This is a genomic window from Roseomonas aerilata DSM 19363 (assembly GCF_000711725.1).
Taxonomy (GTDB): domain Bacteria; phylum Pseudomonadota; class Alphaproteobacteria; order Acetobacterales; family Acetobacteraceae; genus Roseomonas; species Roseomonas aerilata.
The window spans coordinates 14,376-36,684 of the sequence record NZ_JONP01000018.1 but is presented as its reverse complement, the minus strand read 5'-3'; the positions used below and the strand labels follow the sequence as shown (position 1 = coordinate 36,684).

Sequence of the window (22,309 nt, the reverse complement as noted above, 5' to 3'; positions counted from 1 at the left end):
CCATCCTTCCAACGGCGCCGCGCCGCGCCTATAAACCGCCCGGTTCAATCTTGATGAGGCAGCGGCGGCATGGATTTCGCCGAGGCGCGCAAGCGCATGGTGGACGGGCAGGTCAGGCCCAACCGGGTGACGGATCCCCGGATTCTTCTGGCGATGCTGGAAGTGCCGCGGGAACTCTTCGTCCCGCAGGCGCTCCGCGTGCGCGCCCTGGCGGACGAGGACCTGGCGCTGGGCAACGGCCGGGTTCTCCTCCAGCCGATGACGATCGGGCGGATGCTCCAGCTCGCCACCCCCCGTCCGGGCGAGCGGGTGCTCGTGATCTCCGCCGGGACGGGCTACGGCGCCGCGCTGCTGGCGCATATGGGCGCGCAGGTGGTGGCGCTCGAGGACGACCCGGTGCTGGCCGACCTCGGCAGCACGGACATCGCGGCCTGTCACCTTCCCCCTGGCTCCCTCCGCCGCGAGGCGGGGCTGGCAACGGCCGGCTTCCCGGCCGGGGCGCCCTTCGACCTCATCCTGGTGGAGGGCGCCATCCCCGCCGTGCCGCCCGCCCTGGTGGAGCAACTCGCCGAGGGCGGCCGCCTGGTCACCATCCGCCAGCCGCCGGGCCGGGTCGGCGCGGCCATCCTCGGCCGCCGCGTGGGCGGCTCCTTCAGCGCGGTGGAGGCCTTCGACGTCCAGGGCACGCCTCTCCCGGCCTTCACGCCGCGCCCCGGCTTCGTGCTCGCCTGAAGGAGGAGTGACCGGCGGGGCAGGGGGCCTGCGCCGGCCCGCCGGCCGCGCCGTCAACCATCCCCTAATCCCGGCAAGCCAATCCTGGCCGCGATGGACCAGGGCGGGCTAGCATCGCCGGGAACCACGACCATCCGGCCCGCCGGCTTCCCGCAAGGGGGCATGGCGCTGCCGATCAGGGATAGCAGCCGATGACCCACAGCCACGCGAAGGGCCACCCGTTCCGGAAGAAGGGCAGCACTGCCCCGGCCGCAGGCGCCGGCGTGCTCGGGCTGGCCGTTCTGATGGGGGCGGCGCTGATGGGTGTCGCCCCGGCCTCCGCCCAGACGCTGCAGGAGGCGCTGGCTCAGACCTACGCCAACAACCCCACGCTCGCCACCGCGCGCGCGCAGCTTCGCGTCGTCGACGAGAACGTGCCCCAGGCCCTCGCCGGCTGGCGGCCGAGCGTGAGCATCACGGGCAGCGTCGGCTATGCCGCGGCCAATGCCCGCCAGCGCTCTCAGTTGCTCAACGGCGGCCGCATCGGCGTCACCAGCGACCAGGACCGCGCCATCGGCAGCGTGGCCGTGACGGCTACCCAGCCCCTCTACCGCGGCGGCCGCACCGTGGCCTCCACCCGCCGGGCCGAGAACCAGGTCCTCGCGCAGCGCGCCCGGCTGCTCGCGACCGAGCAGCAGGTGCTGCAGGACACCGTCACGGCCTATGTCAACGTCATCCGCTTCCAGGAGGAGGTTCGCCTTAACCTGAACAACGCCCAGGTGCTGCAGCGTCAGCTGGACGCCACGAACGAGCGCTTCCGGGTCGGCGAGATCACCCGCACCGACGTGGCCCAGGCCGAATCGCGTCTCGCCGGCGCGCGCGCCTCCCGCGCCGACTCGGAGGGCCAGCTCCAGAACTCCCGCGCCACCTTCCTGCGGACCATCGGCTTCGCACCCAGTCGCCTGACGGCGCCGCAGCCGCTGACGCCCGCCGCCCGCAACAACCAGGACGCCGCCCAGGTCGCCGCCCTCAACAACCCCGCGGTCGTGGCCGCCCTGTTCGACGAGGCGGCGGCGCGCGACTTCATTGACGTGCAGCTGAGCACCCTGCTGCCGCAGGCGAGCCTCCAGGCCCAGGCCTTCCGAAACGACAACCAGACCATCCTCGGTTCCCGCGCCATCGGCGAGAGCGTGACGGCGACGGTCACCGTGCCGCTCTACCAGGGCGGCGCCGAGTACTCGCAGGTCCGCCAGGCCCGGCAGGACGCGACGCGGCTCCGCCAGGTGGTGGACGACCAGCGCCGCGCCGCCTCCTCCCAAGCCTCCACGGCCTGGGAAACGCTCGGCAGCGCCCGCGCGACGGTGGACAGCGTGCGCTCCCAGATCCGCGCGGCCGAGATCGCCCTCGATGGCGTCCAGCGCGAGGCCGTGGTCGGCAGCCGCACCACGCTGGACGTGCTGAACGCCGAGCAGGAGCTGCTGAACGCCCGCGTCTCGCTCGTTCGCGCGCTCGCCAATGTCGTGACCGCCAGCCACTCCCTTGCCCAGGCCGTCGGCCGGCTGACGGCGCGAGACCTCGCCCTGCCGGTCGCGCTCTATGACCAGGAGGCCTATTACCGCGCGGTGCGCGACCGCTGGGCGGGGCTGGGCGACTACGCGGCGCCGCAGCCCGTTCGCCAGTAGACCTCCGCCCCCTTCCACGCCGTCCGGAAAGAGCCAAGCACCATGTCCGCCGCCACAACCCCCGGGCAGGACCCGTCGATGGAGGATATCCTCGCCTCCATCCGCAAGATCCTGAACGAGGAGGAGGCGGCGGCCCCGCCCGCCGAGGCTCCCGCCGCTGCCGCCCCGGCGCCCGCCGTGGCCGAGGAGCCGCTGGTGCTCACGGAGGAAATGCTCGTGGCCCCGCCGCCCGCGCCCTCCGCGCCCGGCCCCGCCCGCCCGGCCCTGCTGGAGCCGGAGAGTCAGCCGCGGCCGCCGGCGCCCGAACCCCTGCCGGCGCCCGCCCCGGCCCCGCCGCCCCCCGCCATGGCCCAGCCGCCCATGCCGCCCGCCCCCATGCCTCCGCCGCCCAGCGAATCCGCGCCTTCCGATCCCTCCGAAAGCATCGTCGCCCCGGCGACGGCGGCCGCGGCCGCGGCCATCCTCGGCCAACTCGCGCGCACCGTCGCGGCCGAGCGCTCCGCCCCCGTGCACCGCGCCGGCCCCTCCATCGAGGATGTCGTGCGCGAGGAGCTGCGGCCGATGCTGAAGGCCTGGATGGACGCCCATCTGCCTGCCCTGATGGAGCGCCTGGTGCGCGCCGAGATCGAGCGCGTCGTCAGCCGCTCCCTCGGTTAGGGCCTCCGCGGGTTCCCGCGCGGGGCAGACCGGCCGCGCAGGGGCCTTGACGGCGGGCGGGCCCCCGCGCCAAGCCTCCGGCCATGCTCGACAAGACCCTCTCGCCCGCCGGCTACGAGCCGCGCCTCTATGAAGGCTGGGAGGCCTCCGGCGCCTTTACGGCGAATCCGGCCTCCGACGCGCAGCCCTTCGCCATCATGATCCCGCCGCCGAACGTCACCGGCAGCCTCCACGTGGGCCACGCGCTCGACGTGACGATCCAGGACACGCTGATCCGCTTCCGCCGCATGCAGGGCCGCGACGCCCTCTGGCAGCCCGGCACGGACCACGCGGGCATTGCGACGCAGATGGTGGTGGAGCGCCTGCTGGCGGCCGAGGGGCTGGACCGCCGGCAGATGGGCCGCGAGGCCTTCCTCGAGCGCGTCTGGAAATGGAAGGCCGAGAGCGGCGGCACCATCACCCGCCAGCTCCGCCGCATGGGCGCGAGCCTCGACTGGTCGCGCGAGCGCTTCACCATGGACGAGGGCCTTTCCGTCGCCGTGCGGGAGGTCTTCGTCACCCTGCACCGCCAGGGCCTCATCTACCGCGACCGCCGTCTGGTGAACTGGGACGTGAAGTTCCAGACCGCCATCTCCGACCTGGAGGTGGAGAGCCGGGAGGTGAAGGGCAGCCTCTGGCACCTCCGCTACCCCGTGGAAGGCGAGGCGGGCCGCTTCCTCGTCGTTGCGACCACCCGCCCGGAGACGATGCTGGGCGACACTGCGGTGGCGGTGCACCCGGATGACGACCGCTTCCGCGACCTGGTGGGCAAGTTCCTCATCCTGCCGATCACCGGCCGCCGCATCCCCGTGGTGGCCGACGCCTATTCCGACCCCGAGAAGGGTTCGGGCGCGGTGAAGATCACGCCGGGCCACGACTTCAACGACTTCGAGGTCGCCCGCCGCCACAACCTGCCCGCGCCGACGGTGCTGGACGCCGAGGGGCGCGTGAGCCTCGACGAGATCGAGGCCGATCTGCGGGCGGTGCCGGGCGTGGCCGATCCTGCCTGGATCCGCGACCTCGCCGGCAAGGACCGCTTCGAGGCTCGCAAGGCCCTTATCGCCGAGTTGGAGCGCCTGGAGCTGGTGGAGGCCATCGAGCCGCATACCCATGCCGTGCCGCATGGCGACCGTTCCGGCGTGCCGATCGAGCCGCGGCTGACCTGGCAGTGGTATGCCGATGCCGCGACCCTCGCTAAGCCCGCGATCGAGGCGGTGGAGACCGGCCGCACCCAGTTCGTGCCGAAGCAGTGGGAGAACACCTTCTTTGCCTGGATGCGTGACATCCAGCCCTGGTGCATCTCCCGCCAGCTCTGGTGGGGCCACCAGATCCCCGCCTGGTACGGGCCCGACGGCCACTTCTTCGTCGAGCGCACGGCGAAGGAAGCCGCCGCCGCCGCCCGCGCCCATTACGGGCAGGAGGTGGCGCTCACCCGCGACCCCGACGTGCTGGACACCTGGTTCTCCTCCGGCCTCTGGCCCTTCTCCACCCTCGGCTGGCCCGAGAAGACGCCGGAACTGGCCCGCTACTACCCCGGCGACGTGCTGGTGACGGGTTTCGACATCATCTTCTTCTGGGTTGCCCGGATGATGATGCTCGGCATCCACTTCATGGGCGACGTGCCCTTCCGGACCGTCAACATCCACGGCCTCGTGCGCGACGAGCGCGGGCAGAAGATGTCGAAGTCCAAGGGCAACGTCATGGACCCGCTGGAGCTGGCGGACGCCTACGGCACCGACGCCCTGCGCTTCACCCTGGCCTCCTTCGCGGGACCAGGGCGCGACGTGCGCCTCGGGCGGCAGAAAGTGGAGAGCAACCGCGCCTTCGTCACCAAGCTCTGGAACGCCGCGCGCTTCTGCGAGATGAACGGGATCGCGCCGGATGCCGATTTCGATCCCTCCACCGCGGCCACGCCGCTCGCGCGCTGGATCGTTGACGGCGCCAATGCCGCTGTTGCGGAAGCGACGGCCGCACTCGAGTCCTACCGCCTCGACGACTACGCCGCCGCCCTCTACCGCTTCACCTGGGGCGGTTTCTGCGACTGGTTCCTCGAACTCGCGAAGCCCGCCCTCATGGGCCCGGATAGCGCCGAGAAGAGCGAGGTGAAGGGCGCCGCGCAGCACGTGCTGGGCGTGATCCTGCGCCTGGCGCACCCCGTCATGCCCTATGTCACCGAGGAGCTCTGGGACCGCTTCGGGTATGGGCCGGAGGGCAGCCTCATCCGCACGCCCTGGCCCGCGCCGGTTGAGGTGCCGGGCGCCGCGGACGCGCGGGCGGAGCTGGACTGGCTCGTCTCCTTCATCACGGAGATCCGCGTGGTGCGGGCCGAGGTGAACGTGCCGCCCTCCGTCACGGTGCCCCTGCTGGTGCAGGGTGCATCCGCGGAGACCCTGGCCCGCGCCGCCCGATGGATCGAGCCGATCCGGCGCCTGGCGCGCGCGACCGAGGTTCGGCCGCTGGAGGGCACGATCCCGGAAGGCGTGGCCCAGGCGGTGGTCGGCGAGGCGACGGTGATGCTGCCGCTCGCCGGCGTGGTTGACCTGGCGGCCGAGCGCACCCGCCTGGCCAAGGACCACGCGAAGGCCGAGGCCGAGGCCCGCAAGATCGCGACGAAGCTTGCCAACCCGGACTTCACCACCCGCGCGAAGGAGGAGGTGGTCGAGGAGACCCGAGAGCGCCTGCGCAGCGCCGAGGCCGAGGCCGCGCGCCTCGCCGCGGCCATCGCCCGCATCGCGGCCTGAACGTGCGCTTCTTCGACTTCTTCGCCCTGACGGTGCTGGCGGTCGTGCCTATCCTCTGGTGCCGCACCCGCCTGCCGCGGATCGACCGGAATCCGCCCATCACCGAGCAGGCGGCGGTCCGGCTCGGCGCGCTGTTCAGCGCCGTGCTCTGCGCGATCTACATCCTGCGCTACGTCGTCTATCGCTGAGGGACCGGGGGTAAGGACCCGCCTGAAACCACGCCGCTCGCGGGGGCTTTCTTGAAAAAGGCGCCTCGGCGCCGTCCCCCTCCGCGCGAGATCCTCATGCCCGAACAGCCCGCGGCCGTCCTGGCCAACCCGTCCGCTGTGGAGGAGCGCGCCGATACCCGCCGCCGCGTGATGGCGATCATCGGAGGTTCCTCCGGGAATCTCGTCGAGTGGTATGACTTCTACGTCTATGCAGCGACGGCGCTCTACTTCGCCCCGGCCTTCTTCCCGGCCGGGGACCGCACGACGCAGCTCCTGAACGCCGCCGCCATCTTCGCGGTCGGCTTCCTCATGCGCCCGATCGGCGGCTGGCTCTTCGGCTCGGTCGCGGACCGCTACGGGCGCCGCGCCTCCATGATGGCCTCGGTCCTCATGATGTGCTTCGGCTCGCTCATGATCGCGGTGCTGCCGACCCATGCGAGCATCGGCGTCGCGGCACCCGTCCTGCTGGTGGTGGCGCGGCTGATCCAGGGCCTCTCGGTCGGGGGCGAGTACGGCACCAGCGCCACCTATATGAGCGAGGTCGCGACGCAGAGGCATCGCGGCTTCTTCGCCTCCTTCCAGTATGTCACGCTGATCGGCGGACAACTTCTCGCCCTGCTCGTGCTCGTGGTGCTGCAGGCGGTCCTGACGCCGGACGAGATTCGTGCCTGGGGTTGGCGCATCCCCTTCCTCATCGGCGCTGCGGCGGCGATCGTCGCGCTGTTCCTCCGCCGCGCGCTGCACGAGACGACCACGGCGGCCGATCGCTCGAAGAGCGGCGCCGGGACGATCTCGCTGCTGCTGCAGCACCCCAAGCCGCTGATGCAGGTGATCCTTCTCACCGCCGGCGGCAGCCTCGCCTTCTATACCTACACGACCTACATGCAGAAATTCCTCGTCAACACCGCCGGCTTCTCGGCGGAGCGGGCGAGCGTCACCATGACCGTGGTGCTCTTCTGCTACATGCTGCTCCAGCCCGTGATCGGTGCCCTGTCGGACCGGATCGGCCGGCGCGTCTGCCTCATCATCTTCGGCCTGGGCGGCGCCATCATGACGGTGCCGCTCCTCTCCCTTCTGGCGGGGGTCCAGAGCAGCACGACGGCCTTCGCCATCATCTTCGGCGCCCTCGCGGTGGTCAGCTTCTACACATCCATTTCCGGCGTGGTGAAGGCGGAGCTGTTCCCGGCCGAGATCCGCGCGCTCGGCGTCGGGCTCGGCTACGCGATCGCAAATAGCCTCTTCGGCGGCACGGCCGAGTACGTCGCGCTCTGGTTCAAGTCCCAGGGGATGGAGAGCACCTTCTTCTGGTACGTGTCCGGCTTCTGCATCCTCTCCCTCCTCTCGGCCCTTTCCATGCGCGAGCCGCGCGTGCACGGCCACCTGGCGCGGGAGCAGAGTGCCGCCCCGCCCGCCCGGTGATCGTCTTCCTCGACTTCGAGGCGAGCAGCCTCGGCAAGCGGAGCTTTCCCGTCGAGGTCGGCTGGGTGCGGGAAGACGGCCGGGAGGAGAGCCACCTCATCCGCCCGGCCCCGGATTGGACCGAGTGGAGCGCCGAGGCCGAGGCCATCCATCGCCTCACGCGCGAGCGGCTGGAGCGCGAAGGCGAGCCGCACGGCGAAGTAGCGCGACGGATGCTGGCGGAGCTCTCCGGCCATGCTCTCTACGCTTCCGCCCCGTCCTGGGACGGGCAATGGCTCAGCCGCCTCCTGCGCGCCGCCGGGCAGCCCCGACACGCCCTGCGCCTGCGCGATACGGAGGATGCGAGGCGCGACGCCGCCCTTGCGGCCCTCACCGCCGCGGGGGTGGAGCCATCCCGGTGCGATAAACTTCTGGCCGAAATCCTCGCCGATATCGTCCGGGAACAGCGGGAGGCCACGCCAGCCCACCGCGCCCTTGAGGATGCGAAGAGCGAATTGCGCCTCTGGCAGGAGGCCCGGCGCCGGGCCGAGGAAGCGGTGCGCGGCGTCGGCTGACGCGACGCTTGAACGGGCGAGGTCGTCGGTTGGTCGAGCAGGGTGCCGGCACGCCTGTCCACTGCCACGGCTGGGGAGAAGGTCCTAGCTTCCCGACGCCGCGACAAGCGCGGGCCAGTCGGCGGCCCTGATCCGGGCCAAGGTCGCGAAACCCGCTTCGTCGGGCACCGCCCGGAAAACCACGATCTCCGCCTCGCCCAGATCGGCGAAACCCGCACCGGCCGCGTCCACGAGATTCGGCCGGTGCGCCACGATCAGCGTCACCTCGCCGGCTTCCGGCCGGGCGCGCAGCATGGCCCGCAGCGCCTCCGCCTGCGGGGAAGAGGGGCCTTTGGCCAGCATTCGTCCGCCGTCGTTCAGCGCGCCATCAACCTCCGCCCCGGACACGCCCATGAGTCGCGCCGTCTCCCGGGCACGGCAGTACTCGCTCGTCACGGCCCGGCCGACGCGGGCGCGGATGGCGCGCAGCGCAGCCCCGACCTCGGCGGCCACCTGCCGCCCGGCATCACTCAGGTTCCGCTGGGTCGCGCAATCCGCGAAATCCACCTCCTCCGCATCCGTCCTGGCCTCGGTCGCCGGATGGCGCATGTAGAGGACAAGTCCGCCCTGCCGCAGCGCCTCCGCCAGCTCGGCGGCGGATGGCCCGGACTGCCCCTGGGCGGTCGGTGCGAGGGCGCTTGTGAGCATCGCGGCCAGGAAAGCCGGGAGAAGGGGGGAAGGAATGCGCATCGCAGCCTCACTCGAAGGTGCTGTGCGTAGGGTCGGGGAGGGGACTATCGCGCCCGAAATCCTACGGCAGCAGTGACATCCCCGTGTGCAGGGCACCTCCGGGGAGCAGCCCGCGGGAGCCTGCATTGCGTGCTGGCGCGTTGATCCGCCCGGTTTGTTGCGCGATACACGGCCCTACAAGAAGGGAAATGCCGATGCCGGACAACACCTGGGACAAGTCGCGCCTCCCCAGCCGCCATGTGACGGTCGGCCCCGAGCGCGCCCCGCACCGCAGCTACTACTACGCGATGGGCCTGACCGAGGAGGAGATCGCACAGCCGCTGGTCGGCGTCGCCACCTGCTGGAACGAGGCCGCGCCCTGCAACATCGCGCTTTCCCGCCAGGCGCAGAGCGTGAAAATCGGCGTGAAGCACGCCCTCGGCACGCCCCGCGAGTTCACGACCATCACGGTCACCGACGGCATCGCCATGGGCCACCAGGGCATGAAGTCCTCGCTCGCCTCCCGCGACGCCATCGCGGACACTGTGGAGCTGACCATGCGCGGCCACTGCTACGACGCGATGGTGGGCCTCGCCGGGTGCGACAAGTCGCTGCCGGGCATGATGATGGCGATGCTGCGCCTGAACGTGCCGAGCGTGTTCATGTATGGCGGCTCGATCCTGCCCGGTAAGTTCCAGGGCCGCGACGTCACGGTGGTGGACGTGTTCGAGGCGGTCGGCCAGCACGCCGCCGGCAACATGTCGGACGAGGACCTGCACGCCCTCGAATGCGTCGCCTGCCCGAGCGCGGGCGCCTGCGGCGGCCAGTTCACCGCGAACACCATGGCGACCGTTTCCGAGGCGATCGGCCTCGCGCTGCCCGGTTCCGCCGGCGCCCCGGCGCCCTACGAGGACCGCGACAAGTGGGCCGTGGAATCCGGCAAGGCCGTGATGGACCTGCTGCGGAAGAACATCCGCCCGCGCGACATCGTCACGAAGGAGAGCCTCTACAACGCGGCCCTCATCGTCGGCGCGACCGGCGGCTCCACCAATGCCGGCCTGCACCTGCCGGCCATGGCGCATGAGGCGGGGATCAAGTTCACGCTGCACGACGTGGCGGAGATTATGCGCAAGGCGCCCTATATCGGCGACCTCAAGCCGGGCGGCCGCTACGTGGCCTTCGACGTCTACAAGGTCGGCGGCATCCCCGTGATCGTGAAGGCGCTGCTCGATGCCGGGCTGCTGCACGGCGACTGCCTGACCGTGACCGGCAAGTCCCTCGCCGAGAACCACCGCGAGGTGATCTTCCCGAAGGACCAGGACGTGATCCGCCCCGTCTCCGACCCGATCTCGCCGACCGGCGGCGTGGTGGGGCTGAAGGGCAACCTCGCCCCCGACGGCGCCATCGTGAAGGTGGCGGGCATGAAGGAGCTCCGGTTTGAGGGCACCGCCCTCTGCTTCGACTGCGAGGAGGACGCCTTCGCCGCCGTGGAGGCCCGCGCCTACAAGCCGGGCGACGTCATCATCATCCGCTACGAAGGCCCCAAGGGCGGCCCCGGTATGCGCGAGATGCTCTCCACCACCGCGGCCCTCTACGGCCAGGGCATGGGAGGCGAGGTCGCGCTCATCACCGACGGCCGCTTCTCCGGCGCCACGCGCGGCTTCTGCATCGGTCATGTCGGTCCCGAGGCGGCGGTCGGCGGCCCGATCGCGCTGCTGAAGGACGGCGACCGCATCGTCATCGACGCCGAGAAGGGCACGATCGACGTGGACCTGCCGGAGGAGGAGCTGGCCGCGCGCCGTGCCGCCTGGAAGCCGCGCGGCACGGACTACAACGCGGGCGCCCTGTGGAAATACGCCCAGCTCGTCGGTCCTGCCCACCTCGGCGCGGTGACACATCCGGGCGGCGCGGCCGAGACCCACGTCTACGCCGATATCTGAACCGGGCAGTCCAGCCATGATCCGCGCAGGGGATGCGACGGATCATGGCCGTGCGAGTTTACCCCGGATGGAATCGATCCCGCCCCTTGCCCTGACCATGGGAGACCCCGCGGGGATCGGGGGCGAGATCACGCTTGCGGCCTGGTCGCGGTTGCGGCGGGAGGGCCCCGCCTTCGTCGCGCTGGACGATCCGCGCCGCCTCTCGGCCCTGGCCGCCGGCTTCGGCTGGGAGGTGCCAGTGGCCGAGGTCTCGGGGCCTGAGGAGGCCGCCGCCGTCTTCCCCGAGCGCCTGCCGGTGATGACCGTGCGCCTGCCGGTCCCCTCCGAGCCCGGACGCCCCGATCCCGCGAATGCCCCCGCCGTGCTTGGCTCCATCGAGCGGGCGGTGGCCCTTGCCCAGGCTGGGCGCGTCGGTGGCGTGGTCACCAACCCCATCAGCAAGGCAACTCTCTACCGCACCGGCTTCGCCTTCCCGGGCCATACCGAGTTCCTGGGCGCCCTGACCGGCACGGCCGAGCCGCCGGTCATGCTGCTCGCCTCGCCCATGCTGCGCGTCGTGCCCGTGACCATCCACGTCTCCCTGCGCCGCGCGCTCGACACCCTCACGACGGCCGAGATCATCCGCACGGGGAAGGCACTGGCCGCCGGGCTGCGGCAGGGCTTCGGCATCGCCGCCCCGCGCATCGCCGTGGCGGGCCTCAATCCCCATGCGGGCGAGGAGGGCGCCATGGGCGACGAGGAAGGAACGCTCGTCGTCCCCGCCATCGAGGCGCTACGCGCGGCCGGCATCGACGCCTTCGGACCCTTGCCGCCGGACACGATGTTCACTGCCCGCGCCCGCACTACTTACGACGCCGCGCTCTGCCTCTACCACGACCAGGCGCTGATCCCGATCAAGACGCTCGACATGGATGGCGGCGTGAACGTCACGCTCGGCCTCCCCATCATCCGCACTTCGCCCGACCACGGGACCGCCTTCGGCATCGCCGGGCAGGGCGCCGCCGACCCCGGCAGCCTCGTCGCGGCGTTACGCCTCGCGGCTGAGATGGCGGCACGGCGCAACAGGGAGCCCGTCGCGGCATGACCCCCATCCGGCTCGGCGTGAACGTCGACCATGTCGCCACCCTGCGGAACGCGCGCGGCGGGACCCACCCCGACCCGCTGGCCGCCGCGCGGCTCGTTCTCGAGCACGGCGCTGACAGCATCACGATCCACCTGCGGGAGGACCGCCGCCATATCCGCGACGCCGACTGCCGCGCGATGCGGCAGGCGCTGACCGCCCCCATCAACCTCGAAATGGCGGCGACGGCGGAGATGCAGGCCATCGCCCTCTCGCTGCGCCCCCATGCCTGCTGCATCGTGCCCGAGCGCCGCGCCGAGGTGACGACCGAGGGCGGGCTGGACGCTGCCGGCGGCGAAGCGAACCTCGCCCCGTTGGTCTCCGCCCTGAACGGGGCGGGGATCCGCACCTCCCTCTTCCTCGACCCCGATCCCCATCAGGTGGAGGCCGCCGCCCGCCTCGGCGCCCGCGCGGTGGAACTGCACACCGGCCGCTTCTGCGACGCCCTGCCCGGCCCGGCGCGCGACGCGGAGCTGGCGCGCCTGCGCGAAGCCGCCCGCCTCGTTGCCGCCGCCGGGATGGAGTGCCACGCCGGCCATGGCCTGGACTACGACACCGCCCCGCTCCTCGCCGCGATCCCGGAGGTGGTGGAACTGAACATCGGCCACTTCCTCATGGGGCAGGCGCTCTTCGAGGGCCTCCCCGCCGCCGTTTCCCGCATGCGGCAGGTGATGGAGAGGGCGCGGCGGACATGACGGACCTCGCCGCCGCCATCGCGGCCACCGGCTACGTCGCCCTCCACGGCGAGGCGACGCGCGCGGCCTTCGACCCCGCCGGCACGGCGTTTTCGGCGGCCGAATGGACCCGCTTCGCCGACAGCTGGAACGATCTTCGACCCGACGCCTTCATGGCCGATGGCGGCCGCTACCGCCGCCGCCGGCACGCGACCTATGCCGCCTCGCCCGGCGGCCCCATCGCGCGCGCGCCACATCAGCCGCACTACCAGGCCGTCGCTCACAACCCGCTGAACGGCGGGGTTCAGCGCTGGTTCGAGCCGGTCGAACCCGCGATCGGGGAGGGACCGGCGCTCACTGCCCTGCTGAACCGCGCCCGGACTGTTTTCGACCGCCTTTCCCCGGGTACCACCTGGCACATCGAGGTTCATCAGTTCCGCATCGAGGCCCGGCCGGACGAAGCGGGCCAGCCCACGCCCGAGGGCATGCACAGCGACGGCGTGGACCATGTCATGGTGATGCTCGTCGGCCGCGAGAACGTGGAGGGTGGCGTGACCGGCATCGAGATCGACGGGCACGAGGAGGCGAGCTTCACCCTCTCCCACGCCGCCGACGCCGTGCTGCTCGACGACCGCCGCGTGAAGCACGGCGTCACGCCCATCCACCCGATCGACCCCTCCCGGCCCGGGCATCGCGACGTGCTGGTGCTGACCTTCGTCCGGCATTGAGCGCCAGCGGCCGCGGAGGGGCCGGCGCCTAATCCGCGAAGTCGAAAAGCACCGGCGCGTGGTCGGACGGGCTTTCCTCCGAGCGTGCCACCACGTCCACGGAGGCTCCTACCAGCCGTTCCGCCAGTTCCGCGCTCAGCAGGGCGTGGTCGATACGCAGGCCACGATTCGACTCGAAGGCGGGGCCGTAGTCCCAGTAGGTCCAGGGCGCATCTTCAGGGTGCAGCGCCCGCAGCGCGTCGGTCATGCCGAGATGGGTGATGGCGCGGAAGGCCGCACGGGTCTCGGGGCGGACCAGGGCATCGGTCCGAGGCAGGGCGCCAGGGGCGAAGTCGTCGTCCGTTGGGCAGACGTTGAAATCGCCGAGCACGGCGTAAGGGATGAAGCCGTTCAGCCGCTCCGCGACGCGGGTCCGGAGGCGTTCCATCCAGCGGAGCTTGTAGGCATAGCCCTCCTCCCCGCCGGAATTGCCGTTGGGAAGGTAGATGCCGGCGAGATGGGCGCCCGCGGCCTTCACCTCGACGAAGCGGGCGTGGGTGTCCCCTTCGCCGTCGGGCAGGGCCTCGTCCACCACCTCGAAGGGGATGCGGGACACCACGGCCACCCCGTTCCGCCCACCGGACTGGCCCACGACGTGGCAGCGATAGCCGAGATCGGCCAGTTCCATGGCCGGGAACTCCTCCGTTCGGCATTTCAGTTCCTGGAGGAAAACGATGTCGGGCGCGTGGCGCTCCAGCAGCCGCCGCAGATGCGGCATGCGCTTGCGGCCGGAGTTCACGTTGAAGGTGCAGAGGCGCATGGGGCTCAGCCGACGCTGAAGGACACCCCGCAGCCACAGCCCGAGACCGCCACCGGGTTGCTCACCTTGAAATGCGCCCCGATCAGCTCGTCCGCCCAGTCGAGCTGGGCTCCGCGCAACAGGTCGAGCGAGACGGGATCAACGAAGACCCGGCCCTCCACCACCAGGTCGTCCGCCTCGGGCGCTTCGGCCAGGTCGAACTTGTACTGGAAGCCCGAGCAGCCGCCGGCCTCGACCGCGAGGCGCAGCCCGGCGGAGGGCCTGCCCTGAGCGGCCGCGATCTCCGCCACCTGCGCGAGAGCCGCGGGGGTCACGGTAAAAGGGGCGGGAAGGGCGCTGCCATCGGGCATGGGAAACCTCGGCCAGGATGTGGCGCGCCGCCAGGGCGACCGCCGTTCACCCTAAGATAGGGTCGCCCCGCCGGTTCTCCAAAGCGGGGCAACGGCCTTGCCGCTGCGGCGGGCCGGGTGCTACGGCCCGCCGAGCCCATGGACCAGCCCTCCAACCCCCTCGATCCCGCCGAAGCGGCCCGCCCCGTGGCGCGCCAGCCGCAGGGGCTGGCCCCCTGGGCGGTGCAGCCGGAGGCCTCCCGCGGGCGCCTCTACCCCGAGGATTCGGGCGGCGGCCGCTCCCCCTATCAGCGGGACCGGGACCGGATCATCCATTCCACGGCCTTCCGCCGCCTCCAGTACAAGACGCAGGTCTTCGTCTTCCACGAGGGTGACGCCTTCCGCACGCGGCTGACCCACTCGATCGAGGTGGCGCAGATCGCCCGCTCCCTCGCGCGCCAGCTCCATCTCGACGAGGACTTGGCCGAGGCCCTGGCGCTGGCGCACGATCTCGGCCACCCGCCCTTCGGCCATGCGGGGGAGGAGGCGCTGAACGGGTTGATGCGAAACTGGGGCGGCTACGACCACAACGCGCAGTCCCTGAAGGCCGTGACCCTGTTGGAGCACCGCTACGCCGGCTTCGACGGGCTGAACCTTACCTGGGAGACGCTGGAAGGGCTGGCGAAGCACAACGGCCCTCTCCGCCGCCCGCCACACTACATCGCTGAATACTCGGCTCGGCACGACCTCGAGCTGCACTGCCACGCGAGCGCCGAGGCCCAGGCGGCGGCGATCGCGGACGACATCGCCTACAACAACCACGACCTCGACGACGGCCTCCGCGCCGGCCTCTTTACCCTGGAGGAAGCCTGCGCCCTGCCGCTGGTGGGCGCCGCGCGGGACCTGGCCATGGACGCCATCCCCGCGGACGCGCCGCCCGACCGCGTGGCGAGCGAGATCATCCGCCGCGTCATCAATCTCATGATCACGGACGTGGTGGAGGAGGCGCGCCGCCGCATCGCGCTGCTCGCGCCGAAGAGCGTGACGGATATCCGCAACGCCCCCCAGCCCGTCGTCTTCTTCTCCGAGCGGATGCACGCGCTCAACCAGGAGACGCGCACCTTTCTCTTCGACCGCATGTACCGCCACTGGCGCGTCAACCGCACCTCGCTGAAGTCCAAGCGCGCCCTGCAGGTGATGTTCTCCCTTCTGCACGGCCAGCCGGACATGCTGCCCCCCGCCTGGGCGAAGCGGGCAGGGGAGGCGGGCTCGGCCGAGGCCGCGCGCACCGTCTGCGACTGGCTGGCGGGCATGACCGACAAGTTCGCCCTCGAAGAGCACCGTCGCCTGACGGACCCCCACATTCCCGGCTGATCGTATCCCAATGACCGACGACATCTTCCGCACGATCCGCGACGCGGTCGTGACCGAGCTTCGCACCCTCCTGCCCGACCTGCCGGAGGAGACCCTCGCCCGCGTTCTGGTGGAGCCGCCGCGCGACGCCTCGCACGGGGACATGGCGACCAACGCGGCCCTCGTCGTGGCGAAGCCCGCGCGCCAGGCACCGCAAGCGGTTGCGAAGTCGCTTGCGGAACGGCTGGCTGCCCGGCCGGGCATTGCCGCCGCTGCCCCCGCCGGCCCCGGCTTCGTGAACCTGCGCCTCGAGGAGTCGACCCTCCGCGACCAGCTCCCGGTCATTCTCCGTGCCGGCGAAGCCTACGGCAACGGCACCGCGGGCGCGGACCGAAAGGTCGACGTCGAGTACGTCTCGGCCAACCCCACGGGCCCGATGCATGTCGGCCACTGCCGCGGCGCGGTGGTCGGGGACGCCCTGGCCAACCTGCTGACCAAGGCCGGCTGGGCCGTCACGAAGGAGTACTACATCAACGATGCCGGGGCGCAGGTGCAGGCCCTCGCCTGGGCTGCCTACTGGCGTTACCTCCAGGCGCTGGGCACGAGCCTGACTGAGGACGATTTTGCCGCCTCCATCCCCGGCGGGCTGCAGTACCGCGGCGAGTACTTGATCCCCGTGGGCGAGGCGCTGCGCGAGAAGTTCGGCGACAGCCTCGCGCCCGGCGCGGTGCCGGCCGATCCCTCGCTCTGGCTCGAGACGGTCCGCGAGTTCACGGTGGACGCCATGATGGCCGAGATTCGCTCGGACCTCGCGGCACTCGGCGTCCGCCACGACGTCTTCATCAGCGAGGCGGCGCTTGTCCGCAGCGGCGCGGCCGATGCCGCCATCGCGGCGCTCTCCGCCCGCGGCCTCGTCTACGAGGGCGTGCTGGAGCCCCCCAAGGGCAAGCTGCCGGACGACTGGGAGCCGCGCGAGCAGACACTCTTCCGCTCCACCGAGTTCGGCGACGACGTGGACCGGCCGCTCCGCAAGAGCGACGGCAGTAACACCTACTTCGCCAACGACATCGGCAACCACGCCGACAAGATCGCCCGCGGCTTCGACGAGCTGGTGCAGGTCTGGGGCGCCGACCACGGCGGCTACGTGCCGCGCATGAAGGCGGCCGTTGCCGCCCTCTCGGCCGATCGCAAGGTGCCGCTCGACGTGGTGCTGACCCAGATCGTAAAGGTGGTGAAGGGCGGGCAACCCGTGCGCATGTCCAAGCGCGCCGGCACCTACGTCACGCTCGCCGACCTGATCGAGGAGGTGGGCCGCGACGCCGTTCGCTTCACCATGCTGACGCGCAAGGCCGACGCGCAGATGGAGTTCGACCTCGACGCCGTCGTGCAGCAGTCGCGCGACAATCCGGTCTTCTACGTGCAGTACGCCCATGCCCGCGCCCGCAGCGTGCTGCGCGGCGCCGGCGACCCGGCGACGGCGGAATTGGCGGAGTCGCCGCTCGAGACGCTGGCCGATCCCGCGGAGATGGCCCTCATCCGGCGCCTGACCGCCTGGCCCCGCACGGTGGAAGCCGCGGCGCTCGCGCGGGAACCGCACCGAATCGCCTTCTTTCTCCATGACTTGGCCGCGGATTTTCATCTACTCTGGAACCGGGGACGAGAGGACGCCACGCTGCGCTTCATCCGGGAGGGGGAACCCGGGGCGACGCGCGCGAGGCTTGCACTTGTGGCGGCCACGGCCGCGGTGATTCGCTCGGGCCTCGCGGTGATGGGGGTGACACCCGTCGAGGAGATGCGGTGAGCGACTTTACGGTTCCAAGCTATCGCGTCCGCCGGGAGCGGACGGGTTTCCAGATTCCCTGGCGCATGGTGGCCCTGGCGGGCGCCGCGCTGGGCGCGGCCGGGGTGGGCGGCGGCATCGTCTGGGGCATTTCCCGGGCCGTGAACCACACGGTGCCGGTGATCGAGGCCGATACCCGCCCGATTCGCGTGAAACCAAGCGACCCCGGCGGCATGCGCGTCGCCAACCAGGACGAGCGGATCTTCGAGAGTCAGCGGCGCGGTGCGACGGGCACGGCGGCCCAGCCGCGCCTCTCGCCCGAGCCCGAGCGGCCGGACGTGGCCGCGCTGCGCCAGGCCGCTGCCCGCCCGCCGGCCGTGGTGGTGCTCCCCGCCTCCCAGCCGGAGGCCGCGCCGAGCCGCCCGCCGCTCGTCAACCCGAGCCTCGGCCCGCAGGCGCCCGCAGCGCCTCAGGCGCTGGTCCCGCAGAACGGCACCTCCCAGCCCGTGCCCGCCGCCGCACCCGCGACCGTGCCGTCACCCGCCGCCGCGCCGCAGCCGGCCGCGAGCCCGCTGGTGCCACCCCAGCCCGCGGCGGTGCAGGCGCCGAGCCAGCCGCCCGCGCCCCAGGCAGCGGCGGCCGCGCAGGCGACCCCCGCCATCACGCCGCCGCCGATGCCCGCGAACAGCCCTACGCCCCGCACCGGTCGCGTGGTGGTCCAGCTCGGTGCCCTCGGCTCCGAGGAGGCGGCGCGGAACGAGTGGCCGAAGCTCCAGGCGCGGTTGCCGCAACTGGCGGGCCGCGAGCCGCAGATCACCCGCGTGGACCGGGGCGACCTGCCGCCGCTCTGGCGGATCAGGGCCACGAACATGCCGGACCTCGCGGCCGCGCGCACCCTATGCGAGAGCGCCAAGACGAAGAACCTTCCCTGCGCCGTGCTCGGCGGATGACCGCCCGCGCAGCCGTCACCGGCCTGTCCGGCACTGCCCTCACCTCCGCCGAAGCGCGGGTGCTGCGGGAGACGCCGCCCGCCGGCGTCATCCTCTTCCGCCGCAACGTGCAGGACCCCTCCCAGCTCCGCGCGCTTACCGCCGCGATCCGGGAGGAGCTGGGCCAGGACGCCCCCATCCTCGTGGACCAGGAAGGCGGCCGTGTCGCCCGCCTCCGACCGCCCGAATGGCCGGCCTTCCCGCCGGCGAGCGTCTTCGAGGGGGCGAGCGCCGCCAGTGCCGCCGCCAACGCCGCCCTGCTGGGGCGCGAATGCGCGGCCATGGGCCTCGACGTCGTCTGCGCGCCCGTCCTCGATCTTCACCTATCCGGCGCGCATGAGGTGATCGGAGACCGCGCTTTCTCGGACGACCCCGCGGAAGTGGCTCGGCTTGGCGAGGCCTGGATCGAGGGGCTGATGGCCGCGGGCTGCATCCCGGTCATCAAACACATCCCTGGCCACGGCCGCGCCACGGCAGACAGCCACCTCTCCCTGCCGCGGGTCGAGGCGGATGCCGCGACGCTGGCAGCGGATATCGCCCCCTTCCGCAGCGTCTGCGCGCGCGACGCCGGCCGGCACCTCTGGGCGATGACCGCGCACATCACCTACGTCGCGCTGGACCCCGACCGTCCCGCCACGCTCTCGCCGCTCCTCATCGAGCGCACCATCCGCGGCGATATCGGCTTCGACGGCGTGCTCGTCTCCGACGACCTCACCATGGGCGCGCTGTCCGGGCTCTCGGGCACGCTCGCGGCCGACTCGCTCGCCGCCGGCTGCGACCTCGTCCTCCACTGCAACGGCGTGCTCGAGGACACCGCCGCGCTTCTTCGCGAGTGCCCGGTCCTGACCCCGCGCGCGGAGGAGCGCATGGTAACGGCCCGCGCCCTGATGCAGGCGGCCCGCCCCGCGGCCATCGCGGCCCGCAGCGCGGCCCCCGCCGCCACCCTGCCGCACGCGCTGACGGACGCCTGAGAAGCGGATGGACTGGCTTCCCGACTTCGCGGCCGCGGCCCTGGCCGCGATCTTCGCGATCACCCTGCACGAGGCCGCCCACGGCTATGCCGCCCGGGCACTCGGCGACGACACGGCGGCCCAGCTCGGCCGCCTCTCCCTCAACCCGCTCCGCCACGTCGATCCCGTGGGGACGCTGATGGTGCCGGGCCTGCTGCTCATCTCGCAGCTCCTCGTCTCTGGGCGGGTGGACGTGATGTTCGGCTGGGCCAAGCCGGTGCCGGTGGACGTGATGCGGCTGCGCAACCCGCGCTACGGCATGGTGCTGGTCGCGGCGGCCGGTCCGGCGATCAACTTCGCCCTCGCGGTGCTCGCGGCCATCCTGCTGCATCCGCTGGAGGGTCCGGGGCGCGACAACCTGCTCGATTGGCTCGAGTCCTTCCTTGTCCTCTCACTGATCGGCAACCTGGTCCTCGCCACCTTCAACCTGATGCCGATCCCGCCACTCGACGGCGGGCGCATCCTGGGCGGGCTGCTACCGCCGTCGGTCGGCATCCCCTTCCTGCGGCTGGAGCAGTTCGGGCTGTTCATCGTGCTCGGCCTTCTTTTTATCCTCCCCATGCTCGTCCCGGGCCTGGACCCGCTGCGCGCCCTTGTCCGGGCGGTCGTGCTGCCGACGGCCCAGGCGGTCCTGAACATCACCGGCCACGGGGGATGAGCGAGGCCGCCCCCGCCCTGCACGTCACGTTGGACGGGTTCGAGGGCCCGCTCGACCTGCTGCTGGACCTCGCCCGCGCGCAGAAGGTGGACATCGCGCGGATCTCCATCCTCTCCCTCGTGGACCAGTACATGGCCGTGATCGAGGGCGCGCGGCGCGTGCGGCTCGAGATCGCGGCGGACTGGCTGGTCATGGCCGCCTGGCTCGCCTGGTTGAAGTCCCGCCTCCTCCTCCCCGACGACCCCGAGGCCGGGGAGGACGCGGAGGCGCTTGCCGAGGCGCTGGCGGACCGGCTGCGCGAGCTGGAGCGCATGCGCGAGGCCGCCGCCTGGCTGGGTGCGCGCCCCTTCCTCGGCCGAGACGTCATGGCACGCGGCGTGCCGGAGAACCTCGTGCTGGAGGACCGCTCGGCGCTGGCCGCCGACCTGCCTGGCCTGCTCCGCGCCTATACCGACGTTCTCCGCCGTGCCGCCGCGCGCCGGCCCTACCGCCCGCGCCCGCGCCGGGTCTGGACGGTGCAGGACGCGCTCGCCCGACTGCGCGCCCTGGTCGGCAACGTCCCCGGCTGGGCGGAGCTGTCGGGCTTCCTGCCGGAGGCCGAGATGGACCCGGTGGAGCGCCGCGCGGCCCTGGCGAGCACGCTCGTCGCCGGGCTGGAGATGGCCAAGACCGGCCTCGCGGAGCTTCGCCAGGACGCTCCCTTCACCCCTATCCTGCTGCGCCCGCCGCGCGGCGCCGCTCAAATAGGCGGGGAGAGAGATGCCGACGCTGCCTGACGCCGCGACGCCGGAGGAGCCGGATCTCGACGAGCCCGTCGCGCCCGAGTCGCCGGTTGCCGTAGCCGAGGACGGCGGACCGGATGCGGCGGCTGCCGCGGCCGATCCCCGCCTCCCGGCGGCGGCCGTGCCCGCGGAGGCCCTTCGGATCGCGGAGGCCCTGGTTTTCGCCTCCGCCACCCCGGTGACGCTTGCCCGCCTCCAGCCGCTGCTGCCGGCGGGGGTGGAGGCCGCCGCCACCCTGGCCGCCCTGGCCGAAGCCTATGAGGGCAGGGGGGTGAACCTCGTTTCCGTCGCGGGCGGGCACGCCTTCCGCACCGCGCCCGACCTCGCGCCCGCCCTGACGCGCGTGGTGGAGGTGCCCCGCCGCCTGCCGCGCGTGGCGATGGAGGCGCTGGCCATCATCGCCTGGCACCAGCCGGTGACCCGCGCCGAGATCGAGGAGATTCGCGGCACCGCCCTCTCCCAGAACACGCTCGAGACGCTGCTCGAGAACGGCCTCGTCGCGCCGCGCGGGCGGAAGGAGGCGCCCGGCCGCCCGACCCTCTGGGCCACCACGCCCCGCTTCCTGGAGCAGTTCGGCCTCGCCTCCTTGCGAGACCTGCCGAAGCGTGAGGAATTGTTGCCCGAGCCGGGGCTGCCCCTTTCGCCGCCGCCCGGCGCCGGGCTCGCCTGAGCGCCCGGCGCTTTCATCGGGCCGGCGAAGGGCCCATCTTCCGGGGGCCCCATTTGTCGTGCGGGCGAGTTCTGCTAACGGAAGCGACCCCGCGAGGGACCGGCCGCCCGACGCGATGGCTGGCCGCCCGGCCCGGGTGATCGGAGAGACATGTTCGACCTTGCCTGGTCCGAGATCGCCCTTATCGCCGTTGTCGCGGTGGTGGTGATCGGTCCCAAGGACCTTCCGGACGCTGTCCGCGGCGTCGCCCGCGGCATCCAGAAGCTGCGCCGCATGGCCGGCGAGTTCCAGGGCCACCTGGACGAGGTGGTGCGCGAGGCGAAGCTGGAGGACGTGCGCGACCAGATTCGCGACATCCGCAACTTCGATCTTAAGTCCACCATCGAGAAGGCAGTGGACGAGGACGGGACGCTGATGCGGACCATGCGCGACGACCCCTTCCGCGCGCCGCCCCCGCCCACCTCGGATGCTGCCCCGGCCGAGGGCACCGCCTCCACCCTGCCGGAAGGCGCGCCGCCCGTGGACGCGACCACGCCCGCCGCCGAGGTCGAGGTCGCGAGCGCCGCCGACCTGCCCGCCGCGCCCCCGCCGCCAGATATGGCGCCAGTTGCCCCGGCTCCCGCCGTGACCGTCGCCAGCGAGGCCCTGCCTCCCGTCGCCGGCACCGCCGAGCCGGTCGCGCCCCCCGTTGCTCCTCCGCTCGCCGAAACCGCCGCCCGCCCGGCGACCACCCACACCGCCTGACGAAGAAGTATCA

Annotated in this window: 22 protein-coding genes; 19 read left to right on the top strand and 3 right to left on the bottom strand. The window is 72.2% G+C overall.

Going from position 1 to position 22,309, the window contains the following annotated elements:
• Positions 1 to 69: 69 nt before the first annotated feature.
• From BO39_RS19190 to BO39_RS19160, 7 genes are all read left to right on the top strand, one after another.
• The gene (locus BO39_RS19190) at positions 70 to 732 is read left to right on the top strand and encodes a protein-L-isoaspartate O-methyltransferase family protein (RefSeq protein ID WP_043836444.1); all 663 of its coding nucleotides are present in this window, start codon (positions 70 to 72) and stop codon (positions 730 to 732) included.
• A 191-nt stretch (positions 733 to 923) separates the two neighbouring features.
• A complete protein-coding gene (locus tag BO39_RS19185; protein WP_084698259.1) occupies positions 924 to 2,393 on the top strand; it encodes a TolC family outer membrane protein in 1,470 nt (489 codons plus the stop codon).
• Positions 2,394 to 2,435: 42 nt separating this feature from the next.
• Complete coding sequence (locus BO39_RS19180; protein ID WP_211257486.1) at positions 2,436 to 3,050, top strand: DUF2497 domain-containing protein; 615 nt, start codon at positions 2,436 to 2,438, stop codon at positions 3,048 to 3,050.
• Between the two features lie 83 nt (positions 3,051 to 3,133).
• Entirely contained in the window at positions 3,134 to 5,830 is a 2,697-nt protein-coding gene (locus BO39_RS19175) for a valine--tRNA ligase (RefSeq protein WP_043836440.1), read from the top strand.
• A 2-nt stretch (positions 5,831 to 5,832) separates the two neighbouring features.
• Positions 5,833 to 6,018 carry a hypothetical protein gene (locus BO39_RS19170; RefSeq protein ID WP_043836438.1) on the top strand — a complete coding sequence of 62 codons (186 nt, stop codon included), beginning with the start codon at positions 5,833 to 5,835 and terminating at the stop codon, positions 6,016 to 6,018.
• A 96-nt stretch (positions 6,019 to 6,114) separates the two neighbouring features.
• Positions 6,115 to 7,458, top strand: coding sequence for an MFS family transporter (locus BO39_RS19165; protein WP_052402317.1), 1,344 nt, complete (start codon positions 6,115 to 6,117; stop codon positions 7,456 to 7,458).
• Positions 7,455 to 8,012, top strand: coding sequence for a 3'-5' exonuclease (locus BO39_RS19160; protein WP_043836436.1), 558 nt, complete (start codon positions 7,455 to 7,457; stop codon positions 8,010 to 8,012). Before BO39_RS19165 ends, BO39_RS19160 begins: the two co-directional genes overlap by 4 nt.
• 84 nt (positions 8,013 to 8,096) lie before the next feature.
• On the opposite strand, the gene BO39_RS30200 is transcribed toward BO39_RS19160, so the two are convergent.
• Positions 8,097 to 8,741, bottom strand: coding sequence for a histidine phosphatase family protein (locus BO39_RS30200; RefSeq protein ID WP_052402316.1), 645 nt, complete (start codon positions 8,739 to 8,741; stop codon positions 8,097 to 8,099).
• A 194-nt stretch (positions 8,742 to 8,935) separates the two neighbouring features.
• On the opposite strand from BO39_RS30200, the gene ilvD reads away from it, so the two are divergent.
• The 4 genes from ilvD to BO39_RS19135 all read left to right on the top strand — a co-directional run bounded on the left by ilvD (position 8,936) and on the right by BO39_RS19135 (position 13,182).
• Entirely contained in the window at positions 8,936 to 10,660 is a 1,725-nt protein-coding gene (gene ilvD, locus BO39_RS19150; protein WP_043836554.1) for a dihydroxy-acid dehydratase, read from the top strand.
• A 67-nt stretch (positions 10,661 to 10,727) separates the two neighbouring features.
• Positions 10,728 to 11,744: a 4-hydroxythreonine-4-phosphate dehydrogenase PdxA gene (gene pdxA, locus BO39_RS19145; RefSeq protein WP_043836434.1), complete on the top strand. Its 1,017-nt coding sequence runs from the start codon at positions 10,728 to 10,730 to the stop codon at positions 11,742 to 11,744.
• The gene (locus tag BO39_RS19140; protein ID WP_043836432.1) at positions 11,741 to 12,475 is read left to right on the top strand and encodes a pyridoxine 5'-phosphate synthase; all 735 of its coding nucleotides are present in this window, start codon (positions 11,741 to 11,743) and stop codon (positions 12,473 to 12,475) included. Before pdxA ends, BO39_RS19140 begins: the two co-directional genes overlap by 4 nt.
• Positions 12,472 to 13,182 carry a 2OG-Fe dioxygenase family protein gene (locus tag BO39_RS19135; protein WP_043836430.1) on the top strand — a complete coding sequence of 237 codons (711 nt, stop codon included), beginning with the start codon at positions 12,472 to 12,474 and terminating at the stop codon, positions 13,180 to 13,182. The genes BO39_RS19140 and BO39_RS19135 overlap by 4 nt, the downstream gene beginning before the upstream one ends.
• 28 nt (positions 13,183 to 13,210) lie before the next feature.
• Here BO39_RS19135 and BO39_RS19130 read toward each other — a convergent pair whose 3' ends face one another.
• On the bottom strand, positions 13,211 to 13,981 hold the full coding sequence (locus BO39_RS19130) for an exodeoxyribonuclease III (protein ID WP_043836429.1): 771 nt from the start codon (positions 13,979 to 13,981) through the stop codon (positions 13,211 to 13,213).
• A gap of 5 nt (positions 13,982 to 13,986) precedes the next feature.
• Complete coding sequence (locus tag BO39_RS19125; RefSeq protein WP_052402315.1) at positions 13,987 to 14,331, bottom strand: HesB/IscA family protein; 345 nt, start codon at positions 14,329 to 14,331, stop codon at positions 13,987 to 13,989.
• Between the two features lie 138 nt (positions 14,332 to 14,469).
• Here BO39_RS19125 and BO39_RS19120 point away from each other — a divergent pair, with 138 nt between their 5' ends.
• From BO39_RS19120 to tatB, 8 genes are all read left to right on the top strand, one after another.
• Positions 14,470 to 15,684 (top strand): deoxyguanosinetriphosphate triphosphohydrolase, encoded by a 1,215-nt coding sequence (locus BO39_RS19120; protein ID WP_084698258.1) that lies wholly within the window; start codon positions 14,470 to 14,472, stop codon positions 15,682 to 15,684.
• A gap of 10 nt (positions 15,685 to 15,694) precedes the next feature.
• Complete coding sequence (gene argS, locus BO39_RS19115; RefSeq protein ID WP_043836427.1) at positions 15,695 to 17,464, top strand: arginine--tRNA ligase; 1,770 nt, start codon at positions 15,695 to 15,697, stop codon at positions 17,462 to 17,464.
• A complete protein-coding gene (locus BO39_RS32735; RefSeq protein WP_043836424.1) occupies positions 17,461 to 18,393 on the top strand; it encodes an SPOR domain-containing protein in 933 nt (310 codons plus the stop codon). The genes argS and BO39_RS32735 overlap by 4 nt, the downstream gene beginning before the upstream one ends.
• Entirely contained in the window at positions 18,390 to 19,403 is a 1,014-nt protein-coding gene (gene nagZ, locus BO39_RS19105; protein ID WP_043836422.1) for a beta-N-acetylhexosaminidase, read from the top strand. The genes BO39_RS32735 and nagZ overlap by 4 nt, the downstream gene beginning before the upstream one ends.
• Before the next feature lie 7 nt (positions 19,404 to 19,410).
• Positions 19,411 to 20,100: a site-2 protease family protein gene (locus BO39_RS19100; RefSeq protein WP_043836420.1), complete on the top strand. Its 690-nt coding sequence runs from the start codon at positions 19,411 to 19,413 to the stop codon at positions 20,098 to 20,100.
• Positions 20,097 to 20,876 carry a segregation and condensation protein A gene (locus BO39_RS19095; protein ID WP_043836418.1) on the top strand — a complete coding sequence of 260 codons (780 nt, stop codon included), beginning with the start codon at positions 20,097 to 20,099 and terminating at the stop codon, positions 20,874 to 20,876. The genes BO39_RS19100 and BO39_RS19095 overlap by 4 nt, the downstream gene beginning before the upstream one ends.
• A complete protein-coding gene (scpB, locus tag BO39_RS19090) occupies positions 20,860 to 21,552 on the top strand; it encodes an SMC-Scp complex subunit ScpB (RefSeq protein ID WP_084698256.1) in 693 nt (230 codons plus the stop codon). The genes BO39_RS19095 and scpB overlap by 17 nt, the downstream gene beginning before the upstream one ends.
• Before the next feature lie 150 nt (positions 21,553 to 21,702).
• A complete protein-coding gene (gene tatB / locus BO39_RS30195; protein ID WP_052402314.1) occupies positions 21,703 to 22,296 on the top strand; it encodes a Sec-independent protein translocase protein TatB in 594 nt (197 codons plus the stop codon).
• Positions 22,297 to 22,309: the final 13 nt, after the last annotated feature.

Bases quoted from the DNA above. Each gene is read 5' to 3' on its own strand.
- BO39_RS19190 (WP_043836444.1), top strand. From the start codon at position 70: ATGGATTTCGCCGAGGCGCGCAAGCGCATGGTGGACGGGCAGGTCAGG.
- BO39_RS19185 (WP_084698259.1), top strand. From the start codon at position 924: ATGACCCACAGCCACGCGAAGGGCCACCCGTTCCGGAAGAAGGGCAGC.
- BO39_RS19180 (WP_211257486.1), top strand. From the start codon at position 2,436: ATGTCCGCCGCCACAACCCCCGGGCAGGACCCGTCGATGGAGGATATC.
- BO39_RS19175 (WP_043836440.1), top strand. From the start codon at position 3,134: ATGCTCGACAAGACCCTCTCGCCCGCCGGCTACGAGCCGCGCCTCTAT.
- BO39_RS19165 (WP_052402317.1), top strand. From the start codon at position 6,115: ATGCCCGAACAGCCCGCGGCCGTCCTGGCCAACCCGTCCGCTGTGGAG.
- BO39_RS30200 (WP_052402316.1), bottom strand. From the start codon at position 8,741: ATGCGCATTCCTTCCCCCCTTCTCCCGGCTTTCCTGGCCGCGATGCTC.
- ilvD (WP_043836554.1), top strand. From the start codon at position 8,936: ATGCCGGACAACACCTGGGACAAGTCGCGCCTCCCCAGCCGCCATGTG.
- pdxA (WP_043836434.1), top strand. From the start codon at position 10,728: ATGGAATCGATCCCGCCCCTTGCCCTGACCATGGGAGACCCCGCGGGG.
- BO39_RS19140 (WP_043836432.1), top strand. From the start codon at position 11,741: ATGACCCCCATCCGGCTCGGCGTGAACGTCGACCATGTCGCCACCCTG.
- BO39_RS19135 (WP_043836430.1), top strand. From the start codon at position 12,472: ATGACGGACCTCGCCGCCGCCATCGCGGCCACCGGCTACGTCGCCCTC.
- BO39_RS19130 (WP_043836429.1), bottom strand. From the start codon at position 13,981: ATGCGCCTCTGCACCTTCAACGTGAACTCCGGCCGCAAGCGCATGCCG.
- BO39_RS19125 (WP_052402315.1), bottom strand. From the start codon at position 14,331: ATGCCCGATGGCAGCGCCCTTCCCGCCCCTTTTACCGTGACCCCCGCG.
- BO39_RS19120 (WP_084698258.1), top strand. From the start codon at position 14,470: ATGGACCAGCCCTCCAACCCCCTCGATCCCGCCGAAGCGGCCCGCCCC.
- argS (WP_043836427.1), top strand. From the start codon at position 15,695: ATGACCGACGACATCTTCCGCACGATCCGCGACGCGGTCGTGACCGAG.
- nagZ (WP_043836422.1), top strand. From the start codon at position 18,390: ATGACCGCCCGCGCAGCCGTCACCGGCCTGTCCGGCACTGCCCTCACC.
- BO39_RS19100 (WP_043836420.1), top strand. From the start codon at position 19,411: ATGGACTGGCTTCCCGACTTCGCGGCCGCGGCCCTGGCCGCGATCTTC.
- BO39_RS19095 (WP_043836418.1), top strand. From the start codon at position 20,097: ATGAGCGAGGCCGCCCCCGCCCTGCACGTCACGTTGGACGGGTTCGAG.
- scpB (WP_084698256.1), top strand. From the start codon at position 20,860: ATGCCGACGCTGCCTGACGCCGCGACGCCGGAGGAGCCGGATCTCGAC.
- tatB (WP_052402314.1), top strand. From the start codon at position 21,703: ATGTTCGACCTTGCCTGGTCCGAGATCGCCCTTATCGCCGTTGTCGCG.